24 protein-coding genes are annotated in these 25,804 nt (G+C 47.8%); 13 read left to right on the top strand and 11 right to left on the bottom strand.

Translation table 11 applies throughout. The annotated features are described in order from the left end of the window. Positions 1 to 80: 80 nt before the first annotated feature. Both ACXAG2_RS13150 and ACXAG2_RS13145 read left to right on the top strand, forming a co-directional pair. Positions 81 to 1,145 (top strand): sensor histidine kinase, encoded by a 1,065-nt coding sequence (locus ACXAG2_RS13150; RefSeq protein WP_474867672.1) that lies wholly within the window; start codon positions 81 to 83, stop codon positions 1,143 to 1,145. A 10-nt stretch (positions 1,146 to 1,155) separates the two neighbouring features. After that, entirely contained in the window at positions 1,156 to 1,983 is an 828-nt protein-coding gene (locus tag ACXAG2_RS13145) for a LytR/AlgR family response regulator transcription factor (RefSeq protein ID WP_474867669.1), read from the top strand. A gap of 50 nt (positions 1,984 to 2,033) precedes the next feature. On the opposite strand, the gene ACXAG2_RS13140 is transcribed toward ACXAG2_RS13145, so the two are convergent. Continuing rightward, positions 2,034 to 3,035, bottom strand: a complete 1,002-nt coding sequence (locus ACXAG2_RS13140) for a 6-phosphofructokinase (RefSeq protein WP_474867666.1) — start codon at positions 3,033 to 3,035, stop codon at positions 2,034 to 2,036. A gap of 212 nt (positions 3,036 to 3,247) precedes the next feature. Between ACXAG2_RS13140 and ACXAG2_RS13135 the strand changes: the two genes are divergently transcribed. After that, complete coding sequence (locus ACXAG2_RS13135; RefSeq protein ID WP_474867663.1) at positions 3,248 to 4,093, top strand: DUF6279 family lipoprotein; 846 nt, start codon at positions 3,248 to 3,250, stop codon at positions 4,091 to 4,093. Positions 4,094 to 4,097: 4 nt separating this feature from the next. After that, positions 4,098 to 5,051 (top strand): DMT family transporter, encoded by a 954-nt coding sequence (locus ACXAG2_RS13130; RefSeq protein WP_474867660.1) that lies wholly within the window; start codon positions 4,098 to 4,100, stop codon positions 5,049 to 5,051. Here ACXAG2_RS13130 and ACXAG2_RS13125 read toward each other — a convergent pair. Then, positions 5,025 to 6,665 carry a response regulator gene (locus ACXAG2_RS13125; RefSeq protein WP_474867657.1) on the bottom strand — a complete coding sequence of 547 codons (1,641 nt, stop codon included), beginning with the start codon at positions 6,663 to 6,665 and terminating at the stop codon, positions 5,025 to 5,027. The two genes, ACXAG2_RS13130 and ACXAG2_RS13125, sit on opposite strands and share 27 nt — an antisense overlap. 121 nt (positions 6,666 to 6,786) lie before the next feature. On the opposite strand from ACXAG2_RS13125, the gene ACXAG2_RS13120 reads away from it, so the two are divergent. From ACXAG2_RS13120 to ACXAG2_RS13110, 3 genes are all read left to right on the top strand, one after another. After that, entirely contained in the window at positions 6,787 to 7,293 is a 507-nt protein-coding gene (locus ACXAG2_RS13120) for a VC2046/SO_2500 family protein (protein WP_474867655.1), read from the top strand. A 115-nt stretch (positions 7,294 to 7,408) separates the two neighbouring features. Then, complete coding sequence (gene trhO, locus ACXAG2_RS13115) at positions 7,409 to 8,407, top strand: oxygen-dependent tRNA uridine(34) hydroxylase TrhO (RefSeq protein WP_474867652.1); 999 nt, start codon at positions 7,409 to 7,411, stop codon at positions 8,405 to 8,407. A 59-nt stretch (positions 8,408 to 8,466) separates the two neighbouring features. Further along, complete coding sequence (locus tag ACXAG2_RS13110; RefSeq protein ID WP_119501305.1) at positions 8,467 to 8,709, top strand: EF-hand domain-containing protein; 243 nt, start codon at positions 8,467 to 8,469, stop codon at positions 8,707 to 8,709. A gap of 48 nt (positions 8,710 to 8,757) precedes the next feature. Here ACXAG2_RS13110 and ACXAG2_RS13105 read toward each other — a convergent pair whose 3' ends face one another. The 3 genes from ACXAG2_RS13105 to ACXAG2_RS13095 all read right to left on the bottom strand — a co-directional run bounded on the left by ACXAG2_RS13105 (position 8,758) and on the right by ACXAG2_RS13095 (position 11,581). After that, complete coding sequence (locus ACXAG2_RS13105; RefSeq protein WP_474867899.1) at positions 8,758 to 10,092, bottom strand: DEAD/DEAH box helicase; 1,335 nt, start codon at positions 10,090 to 10,092, stop codon at positions 8,758 to 8,760. A 122-nt stretch (positions 10,093 to 10,214) separates the two neighbouring features. After that, positions 10,215 to 10,871 (bottom strand): CoA transferase subunit B, encoded by a 657-nt coding sequence (locus ACXAG2_RS13100; protein ID WP_119501306.1) that lies wholly within the window; start codon positions 10,869 to 10,871, stop codon positions 10,215 to 10,217. Positions 10,872 to 10,873: 2 nt separating this feature from the next. After that, positions 10,874 to 11,581, bottom strand: coding sequence for a CoA transferase subunit A (locus ACXAG2_RS13095; protein ID WP_119501307.1), 708 nt, complete (start codon positions 11,579 to 11,581; stop codon positions 10,874 to 10,876). Between the two features lie 104 nt (positions 11,582 to 11,685). Between ACXAG2_RS13095 and ACXAG2_RS13090 the strand changes: the two genes are divergently transcribed. Further along, positions 11,686 to 12,591: a LysR family transcriptional regulator gene (locus ACXAG2_RS13090; protein WP_474867649.1), complete on the top strand. Its 906-nt coding sequence runs from the start codon at positions 11,686 to 11,688 to the stop codon at positions 12,589 to 12,591. 13 nt (positions 12,592 to 12,604) lie between these two features. On the opposite strand, the gene ACXAG2_RS13085 is transcribed toward ACXAG2_RS13090, so the two are convergent. The 3 genes from ACXAG2_RS13085 to ACXAG2_RS13075 form a co-directional block, all read right to left on the bottom strand. After that, positions 12,605 to 13,027: a DUF4124 domain-containing protein gene (locus tag ACXAG2_RS13085; protein ID WP_474867646.1), complete on the bottom strand. Its 423-nt coding sequence runs from the start codon at positions 13,025 to 13,027 to the stop codon at positions 12,605 to 12,607. 24 nt (positions 13,028 to 13,051) lie between these two features. After that, entirely contained in the window at positions 13,052 to 13,816 is a 765-nt protein-coding gene (locus tag ACXAG2_RS13080) for a hypothetical protein (RefSeq protein ID WP_474867643.1), read from the bottom strand. A gap of 78 nt (positions 13,817 to 13,894) precedes the next feature. Further along, the gene (locus ACXAG2_RS13075) at positions 13,895 to 14,593 is read right to left on the bottom strand and encodes a sensor histidine kinase (protein ID WP_474845936.1); all 699 of its coding nucleotides are present in this window, start codon (positions 14,591 to 14,593) and stop codon (positions 13,895 to 13,897) included. Positions 14,594 to 14,860: 267 nt separating this feature from the next. Here ACXAG2_RS13075 and cysB point away from each other — a divergent pair, with 267 nt between their 5' ends. Further along, complete coding sequence (gene cysB, locus ACXAG2_RS13070; protein ID WP_119501312.1) at positions 14,861 to 15,835, top strand: HTH-type transcriptional regulator CysB; 975 nt, start codon at positions 14,861 to 14,863, stop codon at positions 15,833 to 15,835. Between the two features lie 47 nt (positions 15,836 to 15,882). Here the strand turns inward: cysB and ACXAG2_RS13065 are convergent, their stop codons facing one another. From ACXAG2_RS13065 to pabB, 3 genes are all read right to left on the bottom strand, one after another. Next, positions 15,883 to 17,256 carry an L-serine ammonia-lyase gene (locus ACXAG2_RS13065; protein ID WP_474867640.1) on the bottom strand — a complete coding sequence of 458 codons (1,374 nt, stop codon included), beginning with the start codon at positions 17,254 to 17,256 and terminating at the stop codon, positions 15,883 to 15,885. A 127-nt stretch (positions 17,257 to 17,383) separates the two neighbouring features. Beyond that, positions 17,384 to 17,959: a CoA pyrophosphatase gene (locus ACXAG2_RS13060; RefSeq protein ID WP_474845940.1), complete on the bottom strand. Its 576-nt coding sequence runs from the start codon at positions 17,957 to 17,959 to the stop codon at positions 17,384 to 17,386. Continuing rightward, entirely contained in the window at positions 17,946 to 19,373 is a 1,428-nt protein-coding gene (pabB, locus tag ACXAG2_RS13055; RefSeq protein WP_474867638.1) for an aminodeoxychorismate synthase component I, read from the bottom strand. The genes ACXAG2_RS13060 and pabB overlap by 14 nt, the downstream gene beginning before the upstream one ends. A 150-nt stretch (positions 19,374 to 19,523) precedes the next feature. Here pabB and ACXAG2_RS13050 point away from each other — a divergent pair, with 150 nt between their 5' ends. From ACXAG2_RS13050 to ACXAG2_RS13035, 4 genes are all read left to right on the top strand, one after another. Then, the gene (locus ACXAG2_RS13050) at positions 19,524 to 21,053 is read left to right on the top strand and encodes a fumarate hydratase (protein ID WP_119501316.1); all 1,530 of its coding nucleotides are present in this window, start codon (positions 19,524 to 19,526) and stop codon (positions 21,051 to 21,053) included. A 92-nt stretch (positions 21,054 to 21,145) separates the two neighbouring features. Then, positions 21,146 to 22,579: a DNA recombination protein RmuC gene (rmuC, locus tag ACXAG2_RS13045; RefSeq protein ID WP_474867635.1), complete on the top strand. Its 1,434-nt coding sequence runs from the start codon at positions 21,146 to 21,148 to the stop codon at positions 22,577 to 22,579. 322 nt (positions 22,580 to 22,901) lie between these two features. Then, positions 22,902 to 23,186: a hypothetical protein gene (locus ACXAG2_RS13040; protein WP_474867633.1), complete on the top strand. Its 285-nt coding sequence runs from the start codon at positions 22,902 to 22,904 to the stop codon at positions 23,184 to 23,186. Positions 23,187 to 23,353: 167 nt separating this feature from the next. Next, complete coding sequence (locus ACXAG2_RS13035; RefSeq protein WP_474867631.1) at positions 23,354 to 23,569, top strand: hypothetical protein; 216 nt, start codon at positions 23,354 to 23,356, stop codon at positions 23,567 to 23,569. The last annotated feature ends 2,235 nt before the right edge of the window (positions 23,570 to 25,804 follow it).

Raw genomic sequence — 25,804 nt, 5'->3', positions numbered from 1 at the left:
GGGGAAGCACGACCAAGATTGCCATGAACCCGTTTAATATGCGTATAATTGAAATTACTATTTGATTTTACGGTAATAAAGTGAGTCGTTGGCAACAGTTATTCGAAAGTAACGAACGCTTATTCTGGACCTTGCACAGCGTGGGCTGGGCGGGTTTTGCGTTAATTTATTATATTGGTTCGTTTCTTCATGATGTCCGGCCTATCTGGGTCTTTATCATTTTGCTCAATGCTTATGCCGGCTGGTTACTGACCATTCCGTTACGGTATGTGTTTCGTTGGGCCAGAAAACTGTCTCCTTTGAAAATGATCAGTACCGTCATTCTCGCCTGTTATGTGGTGGCGCTGGTATGGGCAGTAGTAAAGAACGTCAACTACTGGGAAATCTATAAGCACGGCTACCGGCCTGATGCCTGGTATCTGTACTTTACCAATACGATCAATTCTCTGATCATGGTGGGCTGCTGGACGGGTACCTATTTTGGTATCAAGAACTTCCAGATGCTGCAAAAAGAAAAGCAGAATGCATTAAAAGCCAGTACCATGGCGCATCAGGCGCACATTAAAATGTTGCGCTATCAGCTTAACCCTCACTTCCTGTTTAATACACTGAACGCCATTTCCACGCTGATCCTGCTGAAAGAAAATGATATTGCAGAAGCCATGGTGTCACGGTTATCAGACTTTTTACGCTATTCTCTGGATAATGATCCCATTAAGCGGGTTACTTTGGGTGAAGAAATCAAAGTACTGCGTTTGTACCTTGAAATAGAAAAAGTACGATTTGATGACAGATTAGATGTAGTATGGGATATTGAACCTGATTGTGAGTCTGCCCTGGTGCCGGGGATGATTTTGCAACCGCTTATTGAAAATGCAATTAAACACGCCATATCCACTATGGAGAACGGCGGTCAAATTTCTATTTCTGCACGTACCTTTGGTAACGACCTGTTAATGGATGTCGCTGATAACGGGCCCGGTGCGGAAATAAAGGATGGTCAGCTGCATCGTGAAAACGGTGTGGGGTTAGTGAATATAAAGGAACGTCTGCAGTCTTTATATCAGCGTAATTTTGCTTTTTCGGTTGAACATAATCAGCCGTCAGGCATACGTGTGAGACTGCGGATCCCTTACGAAGTATAAGACGTAAAGCATGAGTGATCGTAAAATAAAAACTGTCGTAGTAGACGACGAGCCGTTGGCAAGGAAAGGGTTACGCACACGTCTGGAACGTCACGCTGATGTAGAAGTGGTGGCGGAATGCCAGAATGGTCTGGATGCGGTAAGCGTAATTTCTAAAAACCGGCCTGATTTGGTTTTTCTGGATATCCAGATGCCGGGGCTGAACGGGTTTCAGGTCATTCACAAACTCCGTGAACTGAACCAGCCAATTCCGATGATTGTATTTGTCACCGCTTATGACAGCTATGCTATTAAAGCGTTCGATATTCATGCAGTTGATTATTTACTGAAACCGGCTGACGATGCCAGATTGTCAGATGCGTTGATGAAAGTAAGAGAGTATTTCACTACCCGTGACCAGGATGAGCAGTCCCGCAAGCTGGTAAATCTGGTGGCTGAGCTTACCGGTGATGATACCAACGAAATTCTCCGTAAACTTGCCAGCGGCGAGTCTATCGACACCAATCCTTATCCTGAAGTACTGGCCATTAAAGACGGCTCTGAAGTGACCCGGGTTGCCGTGCAGGACATCCAGTGGATTGACGCTGCCGGTGATTACATGTGTGTTCATGCGCTGGATGGTATGCATATCATGCGTAAAACCATGAAGGAACTGGAACAGGAACTGAACCCTCAGTGGTTCGTGAGAGTTCACCGTTCTGCCATTGCCAATATCCGCTTCGTCAAGAAGTTGGTGAGTCATATCAGTGGCGAGTATCACCTTATTCTGCAGAATGACACCGAGCTGAAAGTCAGCCGCAGTCACCGCGATAAAGTCAAAGCCGCGATGAAGATGTAGAAAAACGGAGCATTATGCTCCGTTTTTTAATTTATCCGCCCGGTAACAGGTTACGCATAACGATTGTTCATAAGTAGTTTCATGGTATCAACTGACAGGTCATCCAGCGGTTTACGTTGCTTCCAGGTGTCTTCCAGAGGAACCTGAACCGGTTTACCATGTTGTTCTCCAATCATCACGCCGGTTACAGCACTGCCCGTCAAAGTTGCCGCATAGGCACCCAGTTTAAGTGCCAGCAACCTGTCCTGAGAGACCGGCGAGCCGCCCCGCTGCACGTGCCCGAGAATAACAGGACGCACTTCTGTTTCAGTAAGCGATTTCTCCAGTCGAGAAGCTAAATCAGCAATCCCGCCGGGCCAGAGGTTTTCCGCCAGCACGATGATGTAACTCACGTTACCGCGCTGTTCCCGGCGTTCATTGAGCTGAGTCAGGATGTCTTTTAATGTCTTTTCTTCGCTTTCAAACAGCTCCGGCAAAATGACATAGTCTGACGCTGAAGCAATTGCGCCGTTCAGACCGAGGAAACCGGCATGTCTGCCCATCACTTCTACCAGAAAAACACGCTCAAATGCATCAGCAGTATCCCGTACTTTATCCACGGACTGGACAGCGGTTTCAATTGCGGTGAAATAGCCGATAGTGGCGTCAGTGCCGTTAATGTCGTTATCAATGGTACCCGGTAAACCAATGATCTGACCCTGCCAGAATTTTCCGAGATGTGCTGCGCCGCGAAAAGAGCCGTCACCCCCAATGACAAAGAGGGTATCTATACCGAGCGCAGTAAGATTAGCTGCAGCAAGCTTTCCGGACTCATTTGTCTTGAAAGGCTTGCAGCGGGCACTATGTAAAATCGTGCCCCCGCGCTGGGCGAGGTTATGTACCTGGCGGCTGTCCAGCGTCATGTATTCCTGTGACAGCAAACCGTTATAACCATGCAAATAACCGACGATGTCATGGCCGGCCCGTTCACAAACCAGCACGATGGCACGGATACAGGCATTCATGCCGGGAGCATCTCCTCCCGAGGTGAGTATGGCTACTTTACTGTTCACGTTCCGTCCTTATTGAATCCGAGCCGGCAAAGTATGCCAGCGGGTTGAACTGCAAGTGTTGATACGAATCATATAAGCCACAGAGAGACAGAATTGTTACTAAAAATTAAATAGTATTTACTGTGATTTTCAGGGCTTTATAGTGATAGCACATCACCGTGAAGCATAGAGGTGAGCGTATCATTGTTCAATGGTTTCAGGCAGGAACAGTCATGAAAAAATGGGTAACGGTTATATTTGTCTTATTGCTGGGCGGATGCAGCAGTAAACTGGCATACAACAATCTGGACTGGCTGGTTTACTGGTACATGGATGATTACATCGAGCTGAATAATCGCCAGGAAGCCATGTTTGATAAGCAACTGGACCAGTGGATTGACTGGCATCGCAGTAAAGAATTGCCCGCCTACATCAATCATCTGAAACTGGTGAAAGAGGATTTGGCAGAGAACCGGCTGACAGAACAGCGCCTGTTGTCTCATTACACCAAAGCCACGGAGCACTGGCAGCGTTTGCGGGAGGAAATCACTCCGCCTCTGGCATCAATGGCGGGCGAGTTGTCTGACGAGCAGGTGATCAGACTGTTTGCTGCACTGGAAAAGGACAACAAGGAAACAGAGGAAAAGATAGAAGAAACCAATGAGTGGTCAGAAACGGAACGCATGGAAGACCGTGTAGAAAGCCTGGAAGAGGATATGGAAGAAAGGATCGGCAGGCTTACAGAGGAACAAAAACAGTTAATTCAGGATATGGCGCCCGGCTTCATGCCGTCACGGGAATTATGGCTGGCATACCGTCGTGATTTGCAGCAGCGGGCGAGGGTGTTATTCGCCGGCCGTAAGAGTAATCCTGATTTTACTGAGCAACTGACTGCACTGATGCTCAATCCTGAACAGTACCGGTCTGAAGCATTTCTTCAAGTCTGGCGAAACAATCGACAGCAACATGCCAGACTGGCGTCATCTGTCGCAAGTTCTCTGACAGCGAAGCAAAAAAGCAAGCTGGAGGATGAGATCAACGATATGATTGCCAGCCTCGAAGATTTGCTGGACGAATAACTGCTTGGAATCCCAACTCAGACCGGTCTACGGTTTTTTACTTTCACTGCTGACCGCTTTTTTGTGGGGCGTGCTGCCGGTAGCGTTAACCCTTTGCCTTAAGGTAATGGACAGCCCGACAATTACTTTTTACCGCTTCCTGACGGCAGGGCTGGTGGTATTTTTTATTCTAAAAATACGTCGTAGCCTGCCTGTTGCCGCATCGTTGACCCGCAATGGCTGGTTGCTGGCGGCCCTCGCTACGGTGATGCTGGTGACAAACTATGTCACTAACGTTATGGGGTTAAATTACCTCAGTGCGTCCAGTGCCCAGGTGCTCATGCAAATTGCACCGTTTGTGCTGATGACCGGGGGGGTGTTGTTGTACAAAGAGTCGTTTACCAAAGTGCAGTTTGCCGGCGCGGGCCTTTTGATCCTCGGGCTGGGATTGTTTTTCAATCAGCGGTTGCCTCAGATATTCGCCTCAGAAACAGAAAGTATTGCCGGCCTGTTCATCATCGCCGGTTCAGCTGTCGCATGGGCTATTTATGCACTGGCGCAAAAACCATTGTTACGCATTTTATCAGCCAGACAACTCACACTCATCATGTATGCCACAGGTGGCATGTTACTAATCCCGCTGAGTACCCCGACAGAGCTGATGTCCATGGACGGTCTGCAAATGGCTGCACTGGTGTTTTGCTGCCTGAATACACTGGTTGCCTATGGTGCTTTCACCGAGGCGATGCGTGTCTGGTATGCGTCGAAGGTATCCGCCGTGCTGGCAGTACAACCCGTGTTTACTTTTATCAGTATGACTTTAGCTGAGAAAATTATGCCTGATACCTTCCATCAGCCGGAACTGGACACGGTTGCTTATGGCGGGGCATTGCTTGTGGTCACCGGCTCGATGATGGCCGCGCTGGGAAGGAAAAAACCTGTTAACGTGTTATCAGGCAGCCTTTCCGGTAAGTCCTGATAATTCTGCTCTCAGTTCCTCAAACTTTTGCAGGAACTGAGGTTTCATGAACATACCATCCAGTAGTTTCAGCAACCGCTTGCTGTCTGTTAATAAAGCCGGCTGCTCTTTAGTATCGGTGTTCAGCAGTTTAATCACGCATTGCAGCAGGTTGAGGGCAACCCCGGTATTCACCGGTGCAAACTGCAGGGCTTTGGTGAAAGACGTGCGTGCCGCTTTAAAATCGCCTTGCTGATAATGTTCAATGCCTTCTTTGTTATGCATAGAGTAAAGCTGTTGTTTTTCAGCAGCGTTTTGCTTGTCGGTGTCCAGCATCTGTTTTACAGAATCGTGCAGGTTACCTGAGCGAATTACATTCACCAGAGCCTCTGCTTCATCATATTCGCCGATGGCATACATCACTTTTAAACTGTCCGGCGCATAGGTTTGCGGATAAGACTCGTATTTGTGCTGAATCGCTTCCTGACCACTGTTCAAAGCCCGCTTAGCTTCAATGAGCTTTCCTTCAATACTGTGAAGCCGGGCTGTGAATATTTGTTCATAGATCACGAAATCGAATTCGTCGTTATTACGGCTGAGGTAGTCGTCAAACTTGCCCCGCTGTACGGCAAGATGGGCTTCCTGCTGATAGCGGTTACGGGTTTTCTTATCTTCAGCGTTTTCCGCTACTTCCAGAATACTGCGAATGTAGCTGCACCAGATATCCGCATGCTCTTTCACCGTTTTACGGGACAACAACCAGATTGCCTGCGCACTTTCACTGGCCAGCACAAAATCTTTGTGTTGACGGGCGATATGACATGCAATGTGATGACGCTCTGTGCAGTAAGGGGAAATTTTGATGGCATGACGTATGGTTTCTGCAGCCCGCTCAGTGTCGTTATTGAGTAACTGGCATTCTGCCACCACGTCATAAGCTTCGGCACTGAAACGGTTACGTTGCAGAACGCTTTGTGCCATAGAAAGGGCCTTGTCCCGCTTATTCATTTTTAACCAGTTTTTAGCCAGTGCCAGTTGCAACCAGGGCACCGGTCTGTCTGTATCAAAATCGCTCAGTACGTTCAGAGCACCGGCGAAATCTTTCTGTTGCCAGCAAATGCCGGTGAGCAGTTGTGCAACCGAACCACGGTAAGGCCGGTTAGTAGCAAGTAATTTTTCCGCCTGCTTTCGGGCAAGGGCAGTATCGCCTTCATGGAGCGCATGATAAACGGGCAGCAGGGCCTGGCGTTTTTTCCAGGCCCGTTCAAGGCGGGTTTTCAGCTGGTTTTGGGAAAAGGGTTTTATCAGGTAGTCGTCAGGTCCGCGATCAATAGAGCCCAGTACGAAGGGGCGGGTGCTGTCAGCACTGATCAACATCACAATGGCTGAGGGTTTTGCCAGTTTCTGACTACGCAGCTCTTCGATAAACTCAAAACCGTTTTTTTTGTCAGAACCCAGATGAAGGTCGCTGATGATGATATCAAACTTGCGTTTCCGGCACAGGGATAACGCCTGCTCAGCAGAGGGCTTGGTGACAACTTCGGTTGCACCCATCGAATGCAGCAGTCCCCGCAAAACCAGCAGAAAAGGGCGCTGATCTTCTATAATCAGTACACGTTTATCTGCGTAATTCATCTACCTGTTACCCTGAAATCAGACTTTAGTATAATGATCGGACCATTACGCCTAAAGTTCAAGTATGTAAATTTGTACGGATCTGTCTTTAGTTATCCCGGTCAATGCCGATAAGCACAGTATGAGTACACCTGATTTGCCCTTTGACTATGGCCGGCTACCGGCACTGATCCCTGATCGTGAATGGAACGGGGAGCTTGCCCGCGCGGCAGGTAAAGGCGCGCAGTTCTCCCTGTTCCTTGCCATGCATTGTCAGCCCGGTGCTGAGCACTTTTCACTGTTGCCTGCTGAGGCAGAAGGGGTTACCGGCGATCCTCATTTTCCCGAGCGTCTGAATCACTATAAACGGCCACCGCTTAAGCCCTCTGATGCAGATTATATGGCGCTCAATACTACGGCAAAGATGGCGAATTCAGGCTCAGCAGCAGCCTTTTCATTATGGCAGTCTATGCATCCTGATCCGTTAAGTGCCCATGACAATGCCACGCTCATCCCTCCCGAAGTTAAGGAAAATTGCAGTCTGGCAACCCGTATGCGGTTGCAGCATATTTCTCGCGCGCCGGAACCTGTAGATGAAACTATGCTGGAAGAGGTGATAAGTGGTTCTTCCTCATTGCTGACTGCCTGAAAAAAGCTTATTTTTTTAGATCCTGAGCTGATTTGGAAAATCGCACACGTTCTGGTATATTTCGCGCCGCAATTTGCACTGGTCTTACGCTCCAATCAGCAAAGGTAAATATAAAATGACTCAATATATCGTTTGCGCGATGTACAAATTCGTTGCGCTTGAAAACTACGAAGCTATGCGCCAACCGCTCCTCGAAAAGATGGAAGAGCAGGGTATCAAAGGCACATTATTGCTTGCCAGCGAAGGCATTAACGGCACAGTTTCCGGTCCCCGGGAAGGGATTGATAACTTACTCGCATATCTGAACAGCGACCCGCGAATCAACCCTATCTCTTACAAAGAATCCCTGCATGAAGAGCAGCCGTTCTACCGCACCAAGGTAAAACTGAAAAAAGAGATTGTGACAATGGGTGTGGAAGGTATTGATCCCCGCCATACGGTGGGTACATACGTTAAACCCAAAGACTGGAACGACCTTATTAGTGATCCTGACGTGCTGGTTATTGATACCCGCAACGATTACGAGATTGAAATCGGTACTTTCAAACATGCCGTCGATCCAAAAACAAAGACCTTCCGTGAATTTCCTGACTATGTGAAAGATAACATGGACCCGGAAAAACATAAGAAGGTGGCCATGTTCTGTACCGGCGGTATCCGCTGTGAGAAATCCACGGCTTACCTGAAAGAGAAGGGATTTGACGAGGTTTATCACCTGGAAGGCGGTATTCTGCAATATCTGGAAGATGTACCGGCAGAAGAGTCTTTATGGGAAGGTGACTGCTTTGTATTTGATAACCGTGTTGCGGTAAATCATGATTTACAGAAAAGTCAGTATGATGCCTGTTATGCCTGTCGTTTGCCGATTACTGAAGAAGACAAACAGTCTGATAAGTACGAGCCGGGTGTGAGTTGCCCCCATTGTTACGGTACACACAGTGACGACCAGATTGCCCGCTTCCGCGAGCGTGAGAAACAGGTTCAGCTGGCGAAAGCACGCAGCGAAGAGCACGTGGGTTCTGATGCCAGACTGGCAATGGAAAAACGTCGTCAGGAAAAAGCAGAAGAGCAGCGTCAACGTGCGCTGGCAGCAAAACAGGCACAGGTTAAGTAGACAGCCGGGAAGTTGGGTTGTACACTTTGTTCATAAGTCGTAATTAATCAGGACATTAAGTGAGCACCCAACTTACAGAAGAAAAAATCGCAGAAATCAAAAGTGATTTCAGCTTCTTTGATAAAGACGGTAACGGTCAAATCGATCTGCCTGAATTTATTGAACTGCTGACCGTATTGTCGCCGAAAACGAAAATGAGCCATGTGGAAGAAGGGTTCAAAATTATTGACGACAATGATGACGGCTACATCGATTTTGAAGAGTTTCTTGCCTGGTGGCAGGAAGGCTGGTGGGAATATTAATCCTGCATAGTTTTAAAAAAACGGGCTTATTCAGCCCGTTTTTTTGTGTCATTCTTCTTCGTCATCGTCGATGACATCATTGCGTTTTTTCTTCATCACCGGCATGTGACCGGCTTCATCGCCTTTCATGGTATTCACCCGCCTTTTCACCGGAGGCTTTTGACCGGCAGAGCCGGTTTTACTGCGATTGCGCTCATCCTGTCCTTTTGTATTCTTCGGCTTCATCTGCTTTTTACCGCTGAACTTCGCCGGTAACAGGGGATGCGTGGTGCAGTCAACATCATAGCTGACATGATCTTTAATTGTCAGGTAGCTTCCCCAGTCCCTCGGGCCCACAAATGAAATGGCAACACCTTTGTCTCCGGCCCGGCCTGTGCGGCCAATCCGGTGGATATATTCATCAGACTGTTTCGGCAGGTCAAAATTGACCACTAAGCCTACTTTGCGCAAATCCAGGCCCCGGGAAGCAAGATCCGTGGTAACCAGCACACTGTTCTGACCACGACTGAAATTACTCATGATAGCAGCACGCTGGTTTTGCGGCAGATCACCCCGTAAAGCAACAGCTTCAAGGTGCTGTTCATTTAAAATGGCAGCAATGCGGTCTGTGTCTTCTCTGGTTGCTGTAAAGACTACCGCCTGATTGTATGCCTGCTCTTTAAGTACTGTGAGCAGCAGGTTATCTTTGTGTCCCACGTCATCGGCAAAATACAAAGTCTGGTCGATATCCTGATGGGCAGCAGTCGACTCACCAACAGCCACACGCACAGGGGCTTTTAATAAGTCGCGGGTTAAATGATTCAGGGCAATATTGTCCAGCGTGGCAGAAAACAACATTGTCTGACGCTTACGGTGATCCGCGAAGCGGTTGATCAGGTTAAGTTGCTCCGCAAAGCCTAAATCCATCATACGGTCTGCTTCATCGAAAATAAGCAGTTCCAGCCCGTTAATAAAAAATGATTTGTCTTCCAGGTGGTCTGCAATCCGGCCAGCGGTGCCCACAATGACATGAGGGTTGCGGCGTAGCACTTTGGTTTGATCGTTATAATTTTCACCACCAACAATCAGTGCACTTTGCAGGCCGACGCCGTTGGCAAGGCTGCGTAATTCAGAGAACACCTGTTTGGCCAGCTCGCGGGTAGGGGCAAGAATAAGTGCGCGGGGATCCTGCTTGCTGAGAGCCTTATTGGTCATTAACCGGTGAACAAGAGGGATCAGAAAAGCAAAGGTTTTACCGGATCCGGTTTTTGACGATGCCATGATGTCCTTGCCCTGCAGAGCCGGCAGAATAGTTTGTTCCTGCACTTCAGTGAGGCTTTCCAGGCCTTTTTCCTGCAAACGTTTGACAATTTTATGGTGAACCGGAAGATCGGCAATTAACAAGCTCAAGTGAATACCCCGTATAAAACAATGGCGGTATTATCCACGAAAGGCTTTGTCAGATAAAGGCGGGAAGCAAAGTAAAAAGGTGCGGTAAGGCACCTCTTTACTTTATGTCAGGAAGATTAAAGTTGCATTTCCGGTACATCATCAGCGGCAATCAGTTTGCCGGCTGTTTTTTCACGGATTTCGTCCACGGAAACACCGGGCGCCCGTTCACACAGATGAAAAGCACCGTCTGCAACTTCAAGTACGGCCAGATCTGTGATGATGCGTGTAATGCAGTTCACGCCGGTAAGGGGCAGGGTGCAGGCCTCTAACAGTTTTGAATTACCGTGTTTGTCAGCGTGAGTCATGGTAACAATGATGTTCTTCGCACCGGCCACCAGGTCCATGGCACCACCCATGCCCTTAATGAGTTTGCCGGGAATCATCCAGCTGGCGATATTACCGTTTACATCGACCTCAAATGCGCCCAGCACAGTGAAATCAACGTGCCCGCCACGGATCATGGCGAAGCTGTCGGCGGAACTGAAAATAGAAGCGCCGGTGATAGCCGTAACAGTTTCTTTACCGGCGTTGATCATGTCTGCGTCAATTTCGTCTTCATCAGGATAGCGGCCCATGCCTAAAAGACCATTTTCTGATTGCAGCATAACCTCTATGCCTTCGGGTACATAGTTAGCGGCCAGAGTAGGAATACCGATACCGAGGTTTACGTAACTGCCGTCCTGAAATTCCTGCGCCACACGCATTGCGATTTGATCTCTGGTTAATGCCATGATTACGCCTCCTTCTTCGCGGTAACGCGACGCTCAATACGTTTTTCGAATGTACCTTTAATCACGCGGTCTACGAAAATACCCGGGGTGTGAATTTGAGAGGGCTCAAGTTCACCGGGCTCTACAATTTCTTCAACTTCAACCACAGTGATTTTACCTGCGGTGGCTGCCATGGGATTAAAGTTCTGCGCGGTGTGACGGTAAACGCAATTTCCGTAGCGGTCTGCTTTCCAGGCTTTGACAATAGCAAAGTCACCGGTAATCGATTCTTCAAGAATATAAGGCCGGCCGTTAAACTCTTTGACTTCTTTGCCTTCACCGACAGGTGTGCCGTAGCCTGTTGCCGTGTAGAACGCGGGAATACCGGCGCCACCGGCACGCAGTTTTTCAGCCAGCGTACCTTGCGGAGTCAGTTCGACCTCAAGTTCGCCGTCGAGCAACTGTTTTTCAAACAGGGCATTTTCACCAACATAGGAAGACACCATTTTTTTGATCTGGCGGTCTTCAAGCAAAATACCGAGACCAAAGCCGTCGACACCGCAGTTATTTGATACCACAGTCAGTCCTTTAACACCTGCTGTTTTGATTTGTGCAATTAACCCTTCCGGAATACCACACAGTCCAAAGCCGCCGGCCACAACGGTCATGTTGTCAGACAGACCTTCCAGTGCTGCTTCATAACTGGTAACGACTTTATCGAAACCTGACATATGAATCTCCTGTTGATGAATAATGAATCAATTAAAGTATCCGTGACTGATAAAATTTTGTAAAATTGATTTTATATCAATATTAATAAAATATTTTTATCAATATGAGCATATCGTACCGTAACATGCTGGCGTTCATCCGTGTGGCCGAATCTTCCACTTTCGCTGAGGCAGCGGAAAAACTCCATCTGACGCAGCCTGCTTTGTCGTCTGCCATTAAAAAAATGGAAGAGCAGCTGGGCGGCAAACTGTTCAGCCGCAGTACCAGACGCGTCTCACTGACCCCTGAAGGGCAAACCCTGTTACCCAATGCGAAGCGTCTGGTAAATGAATGGGATGAAACTTTCCATGACATGCAAAACCTGTTTGCCATGCAGCAGGGTAAACTTACCATTGCTGCAATGCCGTCTTTTGCCGAGAGTAAACTTCCCGCGTTACTGAATGATTACCACCGCAAGTTTAATAATATCCGTCTCCGGGTGCTGGACGTGGTCATGGAAGCAACGATTGATAATGTTTTACAGGGTAACGCAGAAATCGGGTTTACTTTTGAGCCCGAAATAGCAGATGGTCTGATTTTTAAGCCTTTGTTTACCGATGAATTTATCGCAGTGATGTATCCGGGTCATCCTCTGGCAATGCAGGATGCCGTTCCCTGGCATGAATTGCTGTCCCATCCGTTTATCGCCATGAACCGGGGCTCTGCAGTGCGCCGCTGGACTGAGCAGGCGGCGCAGGGGCCCGGCCAGCTGAACATCATCGCGGAAACCGGTCAGCTTGGGTCAGTCGGTCAGTTTATCGCGCAGGGCATGGGCATTTCTGTGGTGCCGGCTATTTGCCGGCAACAAATGGAAAGTCGCGGGCTGGTGTGCTGTGCCATCAAAGATAATCCGCTTAAGAAACCCGTGGGTATGATCCGTAGTCAGCGGGGGGGATTGTCGGTTGCGGCAGGCGAATTCTGGCAATTATGTGAGCGTGCCTACACCCGGTCAGGGAACAACTCTCAATGAAACATCGTGGTTATTAATCACATGCATTAAGAGTGGTGACTGCCAGTGAGCGATTCTCAGGAGGTGTATCTGACAGATGTACCATGCCGTTTTCGTCTTGCCAGCGATACAGGGTTTTGCCTCCTGTGATTTGACCTGAGCCGGTGCTGCCACAGATTTTGCCCGCCTTGGATTTGGTTGCCTGGCGGTTGCTGTTCTCATCGTCAGCAGAACCTGTCAGTGAAGGTAATTCAATGGATGTTAATTCAGGCAAGTCCGGAAGTTCCGGTAGCGGGATGCCGGGCATGTTAAGTGACGGCATCGCATTGGTGATCTTTTGAATGGCCGGATTGTCTTGCTGTGTAAGCAGTTCCGTCATTGGTTCGCGGACAAGCCAGAGCACGATGCATGCGTTAATGATAAACGCACAGAGTACGAAAAATACCTTTTTCTTCATCAGCCCGGAACAGTTAGGTATTCACTACCATTTTTTCTTCGGTGCAAATAATTCATCAAGTTCGTCCCGCTCTGCTTCACGGCGACGCTCGCGGTCTTCAGCATTGGCGTTTTTAAGATCGTCCTGAATGGCTGTGAGCCATTCTTTCAGTGTGGCAGTGCGGGATAAGATGTATTCATCCGGCTGGCTTTGACTTTCCAGGGCCTTGATGGCTTTTTCAAAATACTGTCTTGCAGAGCCCAGCATATTGGATTGCATGGCACCACGACCGCGTTTGATTAAGGTTTCGATATTCACTTTTAGCTGCAAACGTTCCAGGCTTTTATCTTCTTCAGCAAAAATACGGCTTTCTATTTTTCCTTTGGAATGCTCAGAACGGAGCAAAATACGGAGTTTTTTCACTGCCTGAATATACTGAATAATCAGTTTGTCGTTATCCGGCAGGGAAAAGTCTGCCGTTGCAGGAGAGTCTAGCGACATAGCACTGTTTTTAGAATTCTCAGCGTCTGATATACGCTGTTTAATATCAGGCGTGCCTGCACCGAGTTCCGCCATAGCTTTTAACGCATTGTGCACGCGGGCATGAAGGATCCCCATTAAACGCTGGGATACCGGCATGTTTGAGCAGGCCATGATCACATTTTCAGTTTCATCAATAATTTTACGGTGCTTGGATGCCTCATTACGGCGGTCGGCTTCCTGTTTAGCACGGTGTTGTTGAAACGCATTGATCATAATGGCAGCAATGACCAGTACAACAATGAGTATTATTATTATTGTGAAAAACATGAGTATATATCCATTAAAAATGTCTCAATTGCCTGTGTCGCCGGGACTTCACTGATCAACGTCCTATCCAGTTAAAGTTTAAGGCAATTTTACTTCAAAAACACTACCACCCAGAGTACCACCGTTGTTTAGTGAAATCTCCCCGCAATGGTTGTTATTTACATGGGCATTGGCAATCAGCCGGGCGAAAAAGAGGCCCAACCCGGTCCGGCCCTGACTCAGATCGAATCCGGCGAGGTCGGCTGTGCTTTTTTCCAGCATGGAAGAGGGATAGCCGGGCCCGTCATCTTCTACCGTAATCACAAGCGCTTTGTCACGGACCGCCGCATTCAAAATAATTTGTGATGTGCCATAGCGCATAGCGTTAATCAATACGTCGTTGATTAACATGAATATGAGTTCGCGGTCGAGATACCAGCTGATGTCATTTTCCACGTTAATGGTAACAAGCAGATTTTTTTGTTCCATATAAATGCGGACGGAAGACATGACATCTTCAAACAAATCGTCGATAAAGCATTCATCAATGGTTACAGGCAACTGATTGAGTTCGGCGCGGTATAAGGACAGGATCTGCACAAGATTGGTATTGAGCCGAGTTGCCTCATAATGCACGCTGGCAACTTTCTCATTTGCCTGACTGTTTTCAGGAGGCAGGTTCTCCGCCAGCGATTCGATGGACTGAATAAGCAGGCACAGTGAATTTTTCATATCGTGTACGGCTGCTGCCAGTACGGACGAAAAATCGATGGTCTGTAACGGAGATTTTTCCGACATAAATCCTCTGAATGTGCGCGTCTTATGTTATGAAACAACGGTGTAGAGCAATTGTAAAGGATGCCCAGGGCGCATTGAGTATAGCTTACTATTCGTTTATCGGTGATTTTCAGAGAAACTAAATACCTGAACACTAAGTGATTAACGATTATTTGCATTTATAGTACTTTCTTCGGTTATAACCAAATCGACTATAGCAATCGCCTGCGGTTTTAGTTATAACGGTAATCAGAACCAATACGTTCCAGCCGGTGAGGGACACACAACATGAAATTACAGCAGCTTCGCTACATAGTAGAAGTGCAGAACAACAATCTCAACGTATCCGCAACAGCAGAAAGTCTTTACACCTCACAACCCGGCATCAGTAAGCAAGTCAGGATGCTGGAAGATGAACTTGGTGTGCAAATCTTCGGTCGCAGCGGCAAACATCTGACTCACGTAACAGACGCGGGCAACGATGTGATTAACATTGCCAGAGAAATACTGGCCAAAGTTGAGAGTATAAAGTCTGTAGCCCGGGAGCATACGCTGCCTGATCAGGGCAAGCTGAATATCGCCACCACTCATACTCAGGCCCGTTACGCGTTACCTGATGTGATTAAAGGCTTCATGAACAAATACCCTAAGGTGTCGTTACATATGCACCAGGGAACGCCGTCGCAAATTTCTGACCTTGCAGCGAAAGGCGAAGCGGATTTTGCCATCGCTACCGAAGCGCTTCACCTGTACAACGATCTGGTGATGCTGCCTTGTTATCACTGGAACCGCAGCGTGATAGTCAATAAAGACCATCCGTTATCGAAAAAGGGTTCAATTGATATCGCTGATATCGCCAAGTATCCGCTGGTCACTTATGTGTTTGGTTTTACCGGCCGCTCGGAACTTGACCAGGCATTTGAACGTGCCGGCCTGACGCCGAAGATAGTGTTTACTGCCACCGATGCAGACGTCATTAAAACCTACGTGCGCTTAGGTGTGGGGATCGGTGTAATTGCTTCAATGGCGGTGAGTGAAGAGCTGGATGATGATCTCGTGAAAATCGATGCGTCTCATCTGTTCGACTACAGCACCACAAAAATCGGATTCCGCAAAGGCTCGTTCTTACGTACTTACATGTATGACTTCATTGAGCGTTTCGCGCCGCATCTGACCAAAGACAAAGTCGAAAAAGCCATGATGCTGAAAAATAACGATGAAGTAGAGAAGATGTTCAGAGGCATTACGCTGCCGGTGAAATAACACCTTTGTGAAACAAAACAGGCCGGATTGTTCCGGCCTGTGTTTTATCAGCATTCGATAATATTAACCGCAAGACCGCCTCTGGCAGTTTCTTTGTATTTGGTCTTCATGTCATTACCGGTATCACGCATGGTTTTTATCACCTTATCCAGTGATACTTTATGCTCACCGGAACCGCGAAGCGCCAGACGGCTGGCATTGATAGCCTTGATGGCGCCCATAGCATTACGTTCAATACACGGCACCTGAACTAGTCCGCCGACCGGATCGCAGGTCAGCCCCAGGTTATGTTCCATACCAATTTCTGCGGCATTTTCCACAGCGGCTACAGTGCCACCCATAATTTCAGCCAGTGCACCGGCTGCCATTGAACAGGCAACGCCCACTTCACCCTGACAACCAACTTCTGCGCCGGATATAGAGGCATTTTCTTTATATAAAATACCGATAGCACCGGCGGTTAGCAGGAACCGGGCAGCCGTTTCTTCATCAACAGGACGGATGAATTTATCAAAATATGCCAGTACAGCCGGAATGATGCCGGCCGCGCCATTGGTTGGTGCTGTAACTACACGGCCTCCGGCAGCATTTTCTTCGTTCACTGCCAGCGCAAACAGATTTACCCAGTCCATGGTTTGCATGGGATCGGCAGAGCGCTCAGATTGCAAACGGCGGTAGAGACCCGGTGCCCGGCGTACTACTTTCAGGCCACCCGGCAATATACCTTCATTATCAATACCGCGGTCAATACAGCCTTTCATGACCAGCCAGATATCGAACAGCATGCGTTTTACTTCTGCGGCCGGGCGCAATACGCTTTCGTTTTTCAGCATCAGAGAACTGATGCGTAAACCGTTGGCGTTGCACTGCTGGCACAGTTGTTCTGACGTTTTAAACGGGTAGGGCACAGACGCCTGCGTAGCAATAGCAAGGGTTTTGGCTGCGTCAAAGTCTTCATCTTTAATGATAAAGCCGCCGCCAATACTGTAATAAGTCTGGCTTTTAACCAGTTCACCATTGTCATCGTAAGCAAAGAATGTGAGGGCGTTAGCATGCTTCGGCAGTGTTTTACGGCGATGAAAAATTACCGCGTCTTTATTCGGGAAGCTGACACTGCGGGTACCGTTAAGCATCAGTTTTCCGGCATGGTGAATGGTATCCAGCATGCTGTCGATGGCATCAACGTTAATTGACTCCGGTAATTCGCCGAGTAACCCCAGGATTACCGCTTTACCGGTACCGTGGCCTTTGCCTGTTTGCCCCAGCGAACCGAATAATTCCACCCGTACAGACGCGACGGACTCCAGGCGGTTTTCACCTGCAAGTTCTGAGGCGAATTCCGCACCCGCCCGCATCGGGCCGACAGTATGGGAACTGGAAGGTCCGATACCGACACTGAACATGTCAAAAACACTGATCATACTTAACCGTTTCTCACTTTATTTTAATTATAGTTAATGATCATGCATCTGAACCGGATCAACTACAATACAGAAATCCTAATGCAGAAATAAGTAAACCTAATGGGATGTAAAGAAATGTTGATGGTCAGTCGTCACACAGGTGGGAAGACAGGTTTCTGAGTATGGCGGCGGTTGCACCCCAGATAAGGCGGTTTTGCCACGGCATAAAGTACACCGGATAACGTTGTTGTTTACGCTCAATAAAGTGGGCGAAGTGATTCCGCCGGTCCATAAGAAATGCTAACGGTACTTCAAAAGCATCAGCAACTTCGTTACGGTCGATGGTCAAAACTGGGCAGGGCTTCACAAAACCGATAACCGGCGTCATGGCGTAACCACTGATTGTGCGGTATTCAGGCAGAGCGCCGATGACGTCGACCTCAGAACGGAGTAAGCCAACTTCTTCTTCGGCTTCCCTGAGGGCAGTATCTGCCAGTGTATTGTCCTGTGGTTCTGCGCCGCCGCCCGGGAAACTGATTTGACCGGGATGATGGCGTAAGTGATGCGCTCGTTCTGTCAGCAATACCGTCAGGCCGTCAGGATGATCGATCAGCGGGATGAGCACACCCGCTGCGCGCCCGGTTTTGCGCAGCGGATAATCGGCTTCGTAATCAATTTGCCGTAAATGATGATAACGCTGTAAAAACTCACTGCGGTTCACGCTTTGTCTCCAGTACCGGTAATATTTTCGAGACTTTATCCAGCGTTTCCTGATATTCATCCCCGGCAACGGAGTCGGCAACGATGCCACCGCCAGCCCAGCAATGCAGCCGGCCGTTTTCTGCCAGCAATGTGCGGATAAGAATACTCGAGTCCATATCTTGTCTGTGTCCGACATAAAAAATACTGCCGCAATACACATTACGCCGGTCGGGCTCTAATTCATCGATAATTTCCATGGCGCGGATTTTCGGCGCACCGGTGATAGAGCCGCCGGGAAAGGCACCAGCCAGCAAATCAAGAGGGCTTGCACCTGTATTCAACTTTCCGGTGACCGTACTGACCATATGGTGCACAGCTTCATAACTTTCAAGGGCAAATAGTGCCGGTACCTTCACAGAGCCGGGCCGGCAATGTTTACTCAGATCGTTTCTTAACAAATCCACGATCATGAGATTTTCAGCACGGTCTTTTTCAGCCGATAACAAATCTTCTGCGCTGGCACGGTCTTTTTCCTTATCGGCAAAGCGTGGACGTGTGCCTTTAATGGGTTTGGTTTCTACACAACCGTCTTTCACCGATAAAAAACGCTCAGGAGAAATACTCAGGATGGCGGCATTGTCTAGGCGGATAAAAGCGGAAAACGGCGCTTTGTTTGCGGTACGAAGGGTTTTGTAAGCGTCCCATTCGTTACCGTTATATGTCGCCGTAAAGCGCTGGGCCATGTTGACCTGATAGCAGTCACCGGCGAGCAGATACTCATTAACAGTACCAAGAGCACTGATGTATTCCGGCTCTGACAGGTTAGACTGCCAGGCGCCTGTTAAAGAAAACGGTCCGGTTTTTGCCAGATTATCTTCCCGCGTAATGAAGTCAGGCTGTGAAGGTTTGTTATTCAGCCTGCAATAATATAATTTTCCGGTTTCGTTATCTTCAATCAGCGACTGGGAGTACAGTCCGGCAGCAAGATCGGGACAACGGTAATCATTGCGGGCTTTTGAAGGTAAGGTTTCATAACTGCGTCCCAAATCATAACCTGCCAGCCCCACCGTACCTGTTTGAAAAGGTAACTGTTCAAGTATTTCTTGCGGTACATCACTCACTGTTTGTAACGCAGAAAAGTAATGGCGCTGAACGGTATCAAGAACTGCCAGAGGTTTACCGTTGACTTCAAAGGAGTCATCAGAACCGGGACGGGATACTGTAGTGATGTTATTGCGGGTTATTACGGTGATATCCGGTTCCCACACCATAATATTGAACCGGCCAAAGCGCTTGTCGCTGCCGGCAGTGTCCAGCAGCATGGCATAAGGCTGGTGCTGCACGCTTTCAAAAAGGCTTGTCAGAGGCGGATAGCCACTTATCTCTGATATTAACAGGGTAGTCGACGGCGGGGTGTACAGATGTTCACTCATGGAAGAAACTAGCTTACTAACCTATATAAATAAAACGCATAACCGACACCAAAGTCGCACGTGTAAAGCGTGGTGCAGGTTGTCAAGATGCGCTAGTATACGCTTTTTCCTTTCCCTAACACCACAAAGGCTATAAGAAAAGAGGACGCCATGACCGTTATCCGTCAACAAGACTTCATCGATAGTATTGAAGATGCGCTTCAATTTATTTCCTACTATCACCCGCTGGATTATGTCAAAGCCGTAGAACAGGCCTACCTAAAAGAGCAAAGCCAGGCCGCAAAAGATGCCATGGCGCAAATTCTTATCAACTCCCGTATGTCTGCCGAAGGTAAACGTCCTCTGTGTCAGGATACCGGTATTGTTACGTGTTTCGTTAAAATTGGTATGGGTGTCACCTGGGATAAAACCGACCTGACGGTTCAGCAAATGGTTGATGAAGGCACACGCCGTGCGTATACCAATCCGGATAACCCGCTGCGGGCATCTATTGTTGCAGACCCGGCCGGTGCACGTAAAAACACCAAAGACAACACGCCGTCTGTAGTGCATATCGATATGGTGCCCGGTGAGAAAATCGAAGTGATGATTGCCGCAAAAGGTGGTGGCTCTGAGAACAAATCTAAAATGGTCATGCTGAACCCATCTGACGACATTGTGGAATGGGTTGTAAAAACTCTGCCTACCATGGGTGCAGGCTGGTGTCCGCCAGGTATGCTGGGTCTGGGTATTGGCGGTACGGCTGAGAAAGCCGCAGTCCTGGCAAAAGAAAGTTTAATGGACCCTGTAGACATTCAGGAACTCATCGAACGCGGTCCTGAAACCACTGACGAGAAACTGCGTGTTGATATTTTCAATGCAGTGAACAAGTTAGGTATCGGCGCACAGGGCCTCGGCGGTTTAACCACGGTTGTTGATGTGAAAATCAAATCAGTAGCCACCCACGCCGCCTCTAAGCCGGTTGCCATGATCCCTAACTGTGCCGCTACCCGTCACGCGCACTTCTACCTTGATGGCAGCGGTCCTGCAGATCTCAAAGCACCTAAGCTGGAAGAGTGGCCGGAAGTGACCTGGGAAGTGGGTGAGAATACCCGCCGTGTGAACATGGATGAAGTCACCAAAGAAGACATTCAGGAATGGAAAGTTGGTGAGACTGTTCTGTTGTCAGGCAAAATGCTGACAGGCCGTGATGCGGCGCACAAGCGCATTCAAACCATGCTCGAGAACGGTGAAGGTTTACCGGAAGGCGTTGATTTAAATGGTAAGTTCATTTATTACGTAGGTCCGGTTGATGCGGTAGGTGATGAAGTAGTAGGCCCTGCCGGCCCGACTACCGCTACCCGTATGGATAAATTTACCGATATGATGCTGGAAAAAACCGGTATTGCCGGCATGATTGGTAAAGCTGAGCGTGGCCCTGCAACTGTAGACTCCATTGCCAAACATAAGTCAGTGTATCTGATGGCTGTTGGCGGCGCGGCATACCTGGTTTCTAAAGCTATTAAGAAAGCCCGTGTTGTTGCTTTCGAAGACCTGGGGATGGAAGCGATTTACGAATTTGAAGTTGAAGATATGCCGGTTACCGTTGCTGTAGACAGCACCGGTGCAAACGCGCACAAAACGGGTCCGGCGATCTGGAAAGCGAAGATTGAAGAGCTGGACAAAGAACTGGCTAAATAAACAGTATTTTTTACTGTAAACGGGTACCTTCGGGTACCCGTTTTTGTTTGTGAGTGGCACAATAGACATTCAATAAAAATGAGAATGACACTATGGACGCGCTACTTTCCTCAACCTACTTCCCCGTTTTTACTGCCGTAATCGCTGCGGGTATTACCTGGCTCCTGGCGGCAATGCGCTCAAACCAGCACCGGTTACAGGATGATCTTCAGATCAAGCAACTGCAGGACAAACTGGATGAAAAGCAGCAACAGTGTGAGCAACTTGATGACGAGCTGGCTGAATACCGTGAAAGGCTGTTTAATAATCAGGCGCAACTGGGGGAGCTTAGTCAGAAGGCAGCACTGCTGGCACCTTTAAGAGATGAAATTAGTGAACTTAAGTTGCAGTGCCGTGAAGAACAGCGAACCAATGCCGCGCTGACCGCGCAATTGCAATCACAACAGGCACAGTTTGATGAGGCCAGTAAAGCCAGTACGGAAAAATTAGCTTTAATGGAAGCGGCAGAGAAAAGACTGCAGGCGCAATTCGAAAATTTAGCCAACCGTATCTTCGAACAAAAAAGTGAGCGTTTTACGCAAATTAACCAGACCGGCATGAATGCGTTACTGGAACCTCTGAAGCAGCAAATCGATACGTTCCGCAAGCAAATGGGCGAACAGCACAGCCGTGAAGGGCAGGAGAGAGCATCCCTTAAAACTGAAATTCTCACACTGAAAGAACTGAACAAGCGCATTACCGAAGAAGCGGCAGCATTGACCAAGGCGCTGAAAGGTGACAACAAGCAGCAGGGAAACTGGGGTGAGGTGGTACTGGAACGTATTTTAAAAGAATCCGGTTTACGTGAGGGCCATGAGTTTGAAACTCAGGTGTCGGCAAAGGATGCGAATGGCAAATTGCAGCAGCCGGATGTTGTGGTGCATTTACCGAATGAAAAAGATGTCATCATCGATTCAAAAGTGAGCCTGCGCGCTTACGAACAATTTTTCAACTGCGATGACGAAGTACTGCGGGCCCGCTTTCTTTCTGAACACGTAAATTCATTAAAGTCTCACATTAAAGGCCTCGGCAATAAACGCTACCAGGATTTAAAGTCGTTGCGCACGCTGGATTACGTGCTCATGTTTATTCCTGTTGAGCCTGCTTTTTTACTTGCCGTTCAGGAAGACCCGTCACTGGTGTCGCTGGCACTGGACAACAACATACTATTAGTCAGCCCCACCAATCTGCTGGTGGCGCTGCGGACTATCAATAACATCTGGCAATACGAATACCAGCATCAGAATGCTCAGCACATTGCAGAACACGCAGGTAAGTTGTACGACAAATTCGTCGGCTTTACAGGTGACTTGGAAAAAATTGGTAAAAGTGTGGAGGGCACCCAAAAGGCCTATGAATCAGCGATGAATAAACTCACTGAAGGGCGGGGCAATCTGGTACGTCAGGTAGAATACTTCAGAGAACTCGGCGTACAGCCTCAGAAGAAGCTGTCTGCCGGATTAATGGCTGATGGTGAAAGTGAGTAATTTTTTTATTTTCTGCTTTTGAGCAGTGATATTGGCGCGTGAAATACACCATTTTTGAGACCGGGCTGTATTGTCGCTTTTTATCCACGCTCAGAAACCCGGATAACGACTAACAGATGGATTTGGTTGAATTTTTGGCTTAGTCTTGGTGTTATAGAACGCAGAAAATACCCCAAACTGGTGTGTTTAAAACAGACTGTTTGGGATCTAAATAGTAGTTAGATCCTGTTTAGTTCTCTAGTTTTTCTGTTTGATTCTTTGTGCGCCTAGCCGCGCTAGGTTGTTTCTTCTGGGGCTAATTAAGCGTTTAACGGCATCGGTTTTGTCAGCGACAAGCCAACAATCGTCGTTTCAGAAATCGCAAAGCCAGCAGCCAGGCATTTTGCATTTCTCAGCATCGCTATGTTGTTTCGGCACGAACATCGGCGCTCTTTTGGTTTCAGGCTTTACAAGCGTTGCACTAATCGGCATCAGCGAAAACGCAGCAAAAATATTGGATGTCGTTTATAAATCGCCTTTTCTCCGGCAACTTTTTCACATCTGGCTTTTCGTATTGGGTTGTTTTAAAGTCAGTTTATGTTTTGAGCTGGCCGCATTTTCAAACTAGCGGTGGCAGCAAAGCTGCGAACGTTGGTCTCTGCGGTATCTAACAATCGCATTAAATCGCTCGCAAGCTCGCTGGGACGCTAACACGTGGGCTGCGTCACTTCGTTCCTAATTTTAGCCCACGTGTTATCGCCCGTTATGCGGGTGTTATGTGCCAAAGGGAATGAAATGTCTAAGGAAGTTCTAAAAAAGAGCAATCTACTAGCTTCCGCAGTGGCGGGAGCATTTTCTGCATCATTAGCTTTTATAACGATGAAGCTTTTGGGCTTATCTGATTCAGCCGAAGACACAATGCCGACTTTAGTTCAGGCCCTGCTTTATGGCTGTTTATTTTCAGTATATAACCTCTTTATATTACGCCTGAGCAAATGGCTTTATTCTTAATCCGGCGGGCAAAAAGGTTTAAAAAGCAATGTCACATAACAATCAAATTAAGCCACTCGCTTCGCTCGCTGGGACACAAACATGGCGGCTGGGTCACTTCGTTCCGATTATAGCCGCCATGTTTGCGCCCCTTATTTGGGTGTTAGATCCTGTCTAGTCTTTCGTTTTTTGTTTGGTTCTTTGTGCTCCTAGCTGCGCAAGGTTGTTTCTTCTGGGGGTCATTGCGTGTCAGGCGGCATCGGTTTTGTCAGCGACCTGACAACAATTGTCGTTTCAGAAATCGTAAAGCCAGTAGCCAGACATTCCGCATTTCTCAGCATCGCCGTGTTGTTTCGGCACGAACATCAGTGCTCTTTTGGTATCAGGCTTTAGAAACGTTGCACTGTTTGGCAGCAGTTGAAGAAATAACAGCCATCGGTTTTCAGGTGTATCAGCACCGCCTCCTCTTAGGCAACTTTTTCACATCTGGCATTTCGTACGGGGTTGTTTTAAAGTCAGTTTATGTTTTGAGCTGGCCGCATTTGCAAACTAGCGGTGGCAGCAAAGCTGCGAACGTTAGTCTCTGCGGTATCTAACAATCGCATTAAATCGCTCGCAAGCTCGCTGGGACGCTAACACGTGGGCTGCGTCACTTCGTTCCTAATTTTAGCCCACGTGTTATCGCCCTTTATGCGGGTGTTAGATCCTGTTTAGTTCTTTTGTTTTTCTGTTTGATTCTTTGTGCGTCTAGCCGCGCAAGGTTGTTTCTTCTGGGGCTAATTGCGAATTAGGCTGTAGCGGCTGTAACAGCGGAAAGTTAGCATAAGTTGTTTCCTGCATCACAAAGCCAACAACCAGGCAATTTGCAGTTCTCAGCATCGCGGTGTTGTTTCGGCACGAACATCAGCGCTCTTTTGGTTTCAGGCTTTATAAGCGTTACGCTGTTCAGCTGCATTTAAAAAGAAACAGCCAACGTTTTGCAGGTGTATCAGCACCGCCTTTTTTCCAGAAACTTTTTCACATCTGGCTTTTCGTATTAGGTTGTTTTAAAGTCAGTTATTGCTTCGAGTTCGCAGCGTTTTCATACCAGCGGTGGCAGCAAAGCTGCGGGCGTTTATCTCTGCGGTATCTAACAATCTGCTGTAGTCGCTCGCAGGCTCGCTGGGACACAAACACGGCGGCTGTGTCACTTCGTTCCGATTGTAGCCGCCGTGTTTGCGCCCCTAAGCAGGGTGTTATATGCCAACGGATAGCAGCCTTCACAGAGATTTTTTGGAAAGCACGTTCATTCTGGCGGTCAAAAATTGGCTAAATATGGTTCTATAGAAAGTGCTGACAAAACGTAAATTACTAGTTCAATATCTTCTCTTGTATCCGATTTATACAGTTATTGCCTTAGCCGCTCTTTGTGGTCTTCTAGCTATTGCCTTTGACTGGTCATTTATTTATGCAAAATCCTTTTTCTTGGTTTCTTCTATTTTTCTTGTCATATTGTTTTATGTGATGAATTTCAGAGCAATTCTTCAAGCGTTATTAGCAAAGTGAATGAGCATTTATTGGGCATGGCATATAACAAGTCAATTAACGCACTCACTTCGTTCGCTGGGACGCATACAAGCAGGGCGGCTTCGCCATTCTGCCCTACGTGCCTGCGCCCGTTATTGAAAAGTTAGGCATTTGAGATTTAACATGGTGAGTTTTAAAGTACTTAATTCCGTGACATCAGTCATAGCATTAATATTATTTGTCAATTTTCTAATCTACCCGGAATTGCTGTTCTTTATTTTTGGCATTGATGGCTCTGGCAGCTCATATTTTATTGCAAGGCGGCTAGCCATATTATTTTTAGGCATTTCAGTATTAACTTGGTTAAGCCGTAGTGTGGAGCATTCTGAGGCGCGACAAGCAATATGCACCAGTATTTGTGTATCCATGTTTTCAATGTCAACCCTTGGTTTATTCGAATATTTTCGGGGTGCTGCACATGCCGGAATACTAATTGCGGTACTTACAGAAATGACAATTGGGTACCTTTATTTTGTAAAATGGAACATCGGTAAAATGCCTAACAAAACGCTATAGTCGCTCGCAGGCTCGCTGGGACACAAACACGTGGGCTGTGTCACTTCGTTCCGATTTTTGCCCACGTATTTGTGCCCCTAAGCTGGGTGTTGGTATGACTCCCTTTGTCAACCCCGAACGAGCGCTTCCCTGACACTCTTGCAGTCCATAATCAGTTGTATTTCTCATTAAAAT

The organism is Alteromonas sp. ABH4_456 (assembly GCF_056160645.1).
This window is presented reverse-complemented; position numbering and strand designations above follow the sequence as displayed.

Bases quoted from the DNA above. Each gene is read 5' to 3' on its own strand.
- ACXAG2_RS13080 (WP_474867643.1), bottom strand. From the start codon at position 13,816: ATGTTTTTCACAATAATAATAATACTCATTGTTGTACTGGTCATTGCT.
- ACXAG2_RS13095 (WP_119501307.1), bottom strand. From the start codon at position 11,581: ATGTCAGGTTTCGATAAAGTCGTTACCAGTTATGAAGCAGCACTGGAA.
- ACXAG2_RS13075 (WP_474845936.1), bottom strand. From the start codon at position 14,593: ATGTCGGAAAAATCTCCGTTACAGACCATCGATTTTTCGTCCGTACTG.
- ACXAG2_RS13100 (WP_119501306.1), bottom strand. From the start codon at position 10,871: ATGGCATTAACCAGAGATCAAATCGCAATGCGTGTGGCGCAGGAATTT.
- ACXAG2_RS13120 (WP_474867655.1), top strand. From the start codon at position 6,787: ATGAGTACACCTGATTTGCCCTTTGACTATGGCCGGCTACCGGCACTG.
- trhO (WP_474867652.1), top strand. From the start codon at position 7,409: ATGACTCAATATATCGTTTGCGCGATGTACAAATTCGTTGCGCTTGAA.
- ACXAG2_RS13035 (WP_474867631.1), top strand. From the start codon at position 23,354: ATGTCTAAGGAAGTTCTAAAAAAGAGCAATCTACTAGCTTCCGCAGTG.
- ACXAG2_RS13065 (WP_474867640.1), bottom strand. From the start codon at position 17,256: ATGATCAGTGTTTTTGACATGTTCAGTGTCGGTATCGGACCTTCCAGT.
- cysB (WP_119501312.1), top strand. From the start codon at position 14,861: ATGAAATTACAGCAGCTTCGCTACATAGTAGAAGTGCAGAACAACAAT.
- ACXAG2_RS13090 (WP_474867649.1), top strand. From the start codon at position 11,686: ATGAGCATATCGTACCGTAACATGCTGGCGTTCATCCGTGTGGCCGAA.
- rmuC (WP_474867635.1), top strand. From the start codon at position 21,146: ATGGACGCGCTACTTTCCTCAACCTACTTCCCCGTTTTTACTGCCGTA.
- ACXAG2_RS13145 (WP_474867669.1), top strand. From the start codon at position 1,156: ATGAGTGATCGTAAAATAAAAACTGTCGTAGTAGACGACGAGCCGTTG.
- ACXAG2_RS13050 (WP_119501316.1), top strand. From the start codon at position 19,524: ATGACCGTTATCCGTCAACAAGACTTCATCGATAGTATTGAAGATGCG.
- ACXAG2_RS13125 (WP_474867657.1), bottom strand. From the start codon at position 6,665: ATGAATTACGCAGATAAACGTGTACTGATTATAGAAGATCAGCGCCCT.
- ACXAG2_RS13135 (WP_474867663.1), top strand. From the start codon at position 3,248: ATGAAAAAATGGGTAACGGTTATATTTGTCTTATTGCTGGGCGGATGC.
- ACXAG2_RS13085 (WP_474867646.1), bottom strand. From the start codon at position 13,027: ATGAAGAAAAAGGTATTTTTCGTACTCTGTGCGTTTATCATTAACGCA.
- pabB (WP_474867638.1), bottom strand. From the start codon at position 19,373: ATGAGTGAACATCTGTACACCCCGCCGTCGACTACCCTGTTAATATCA.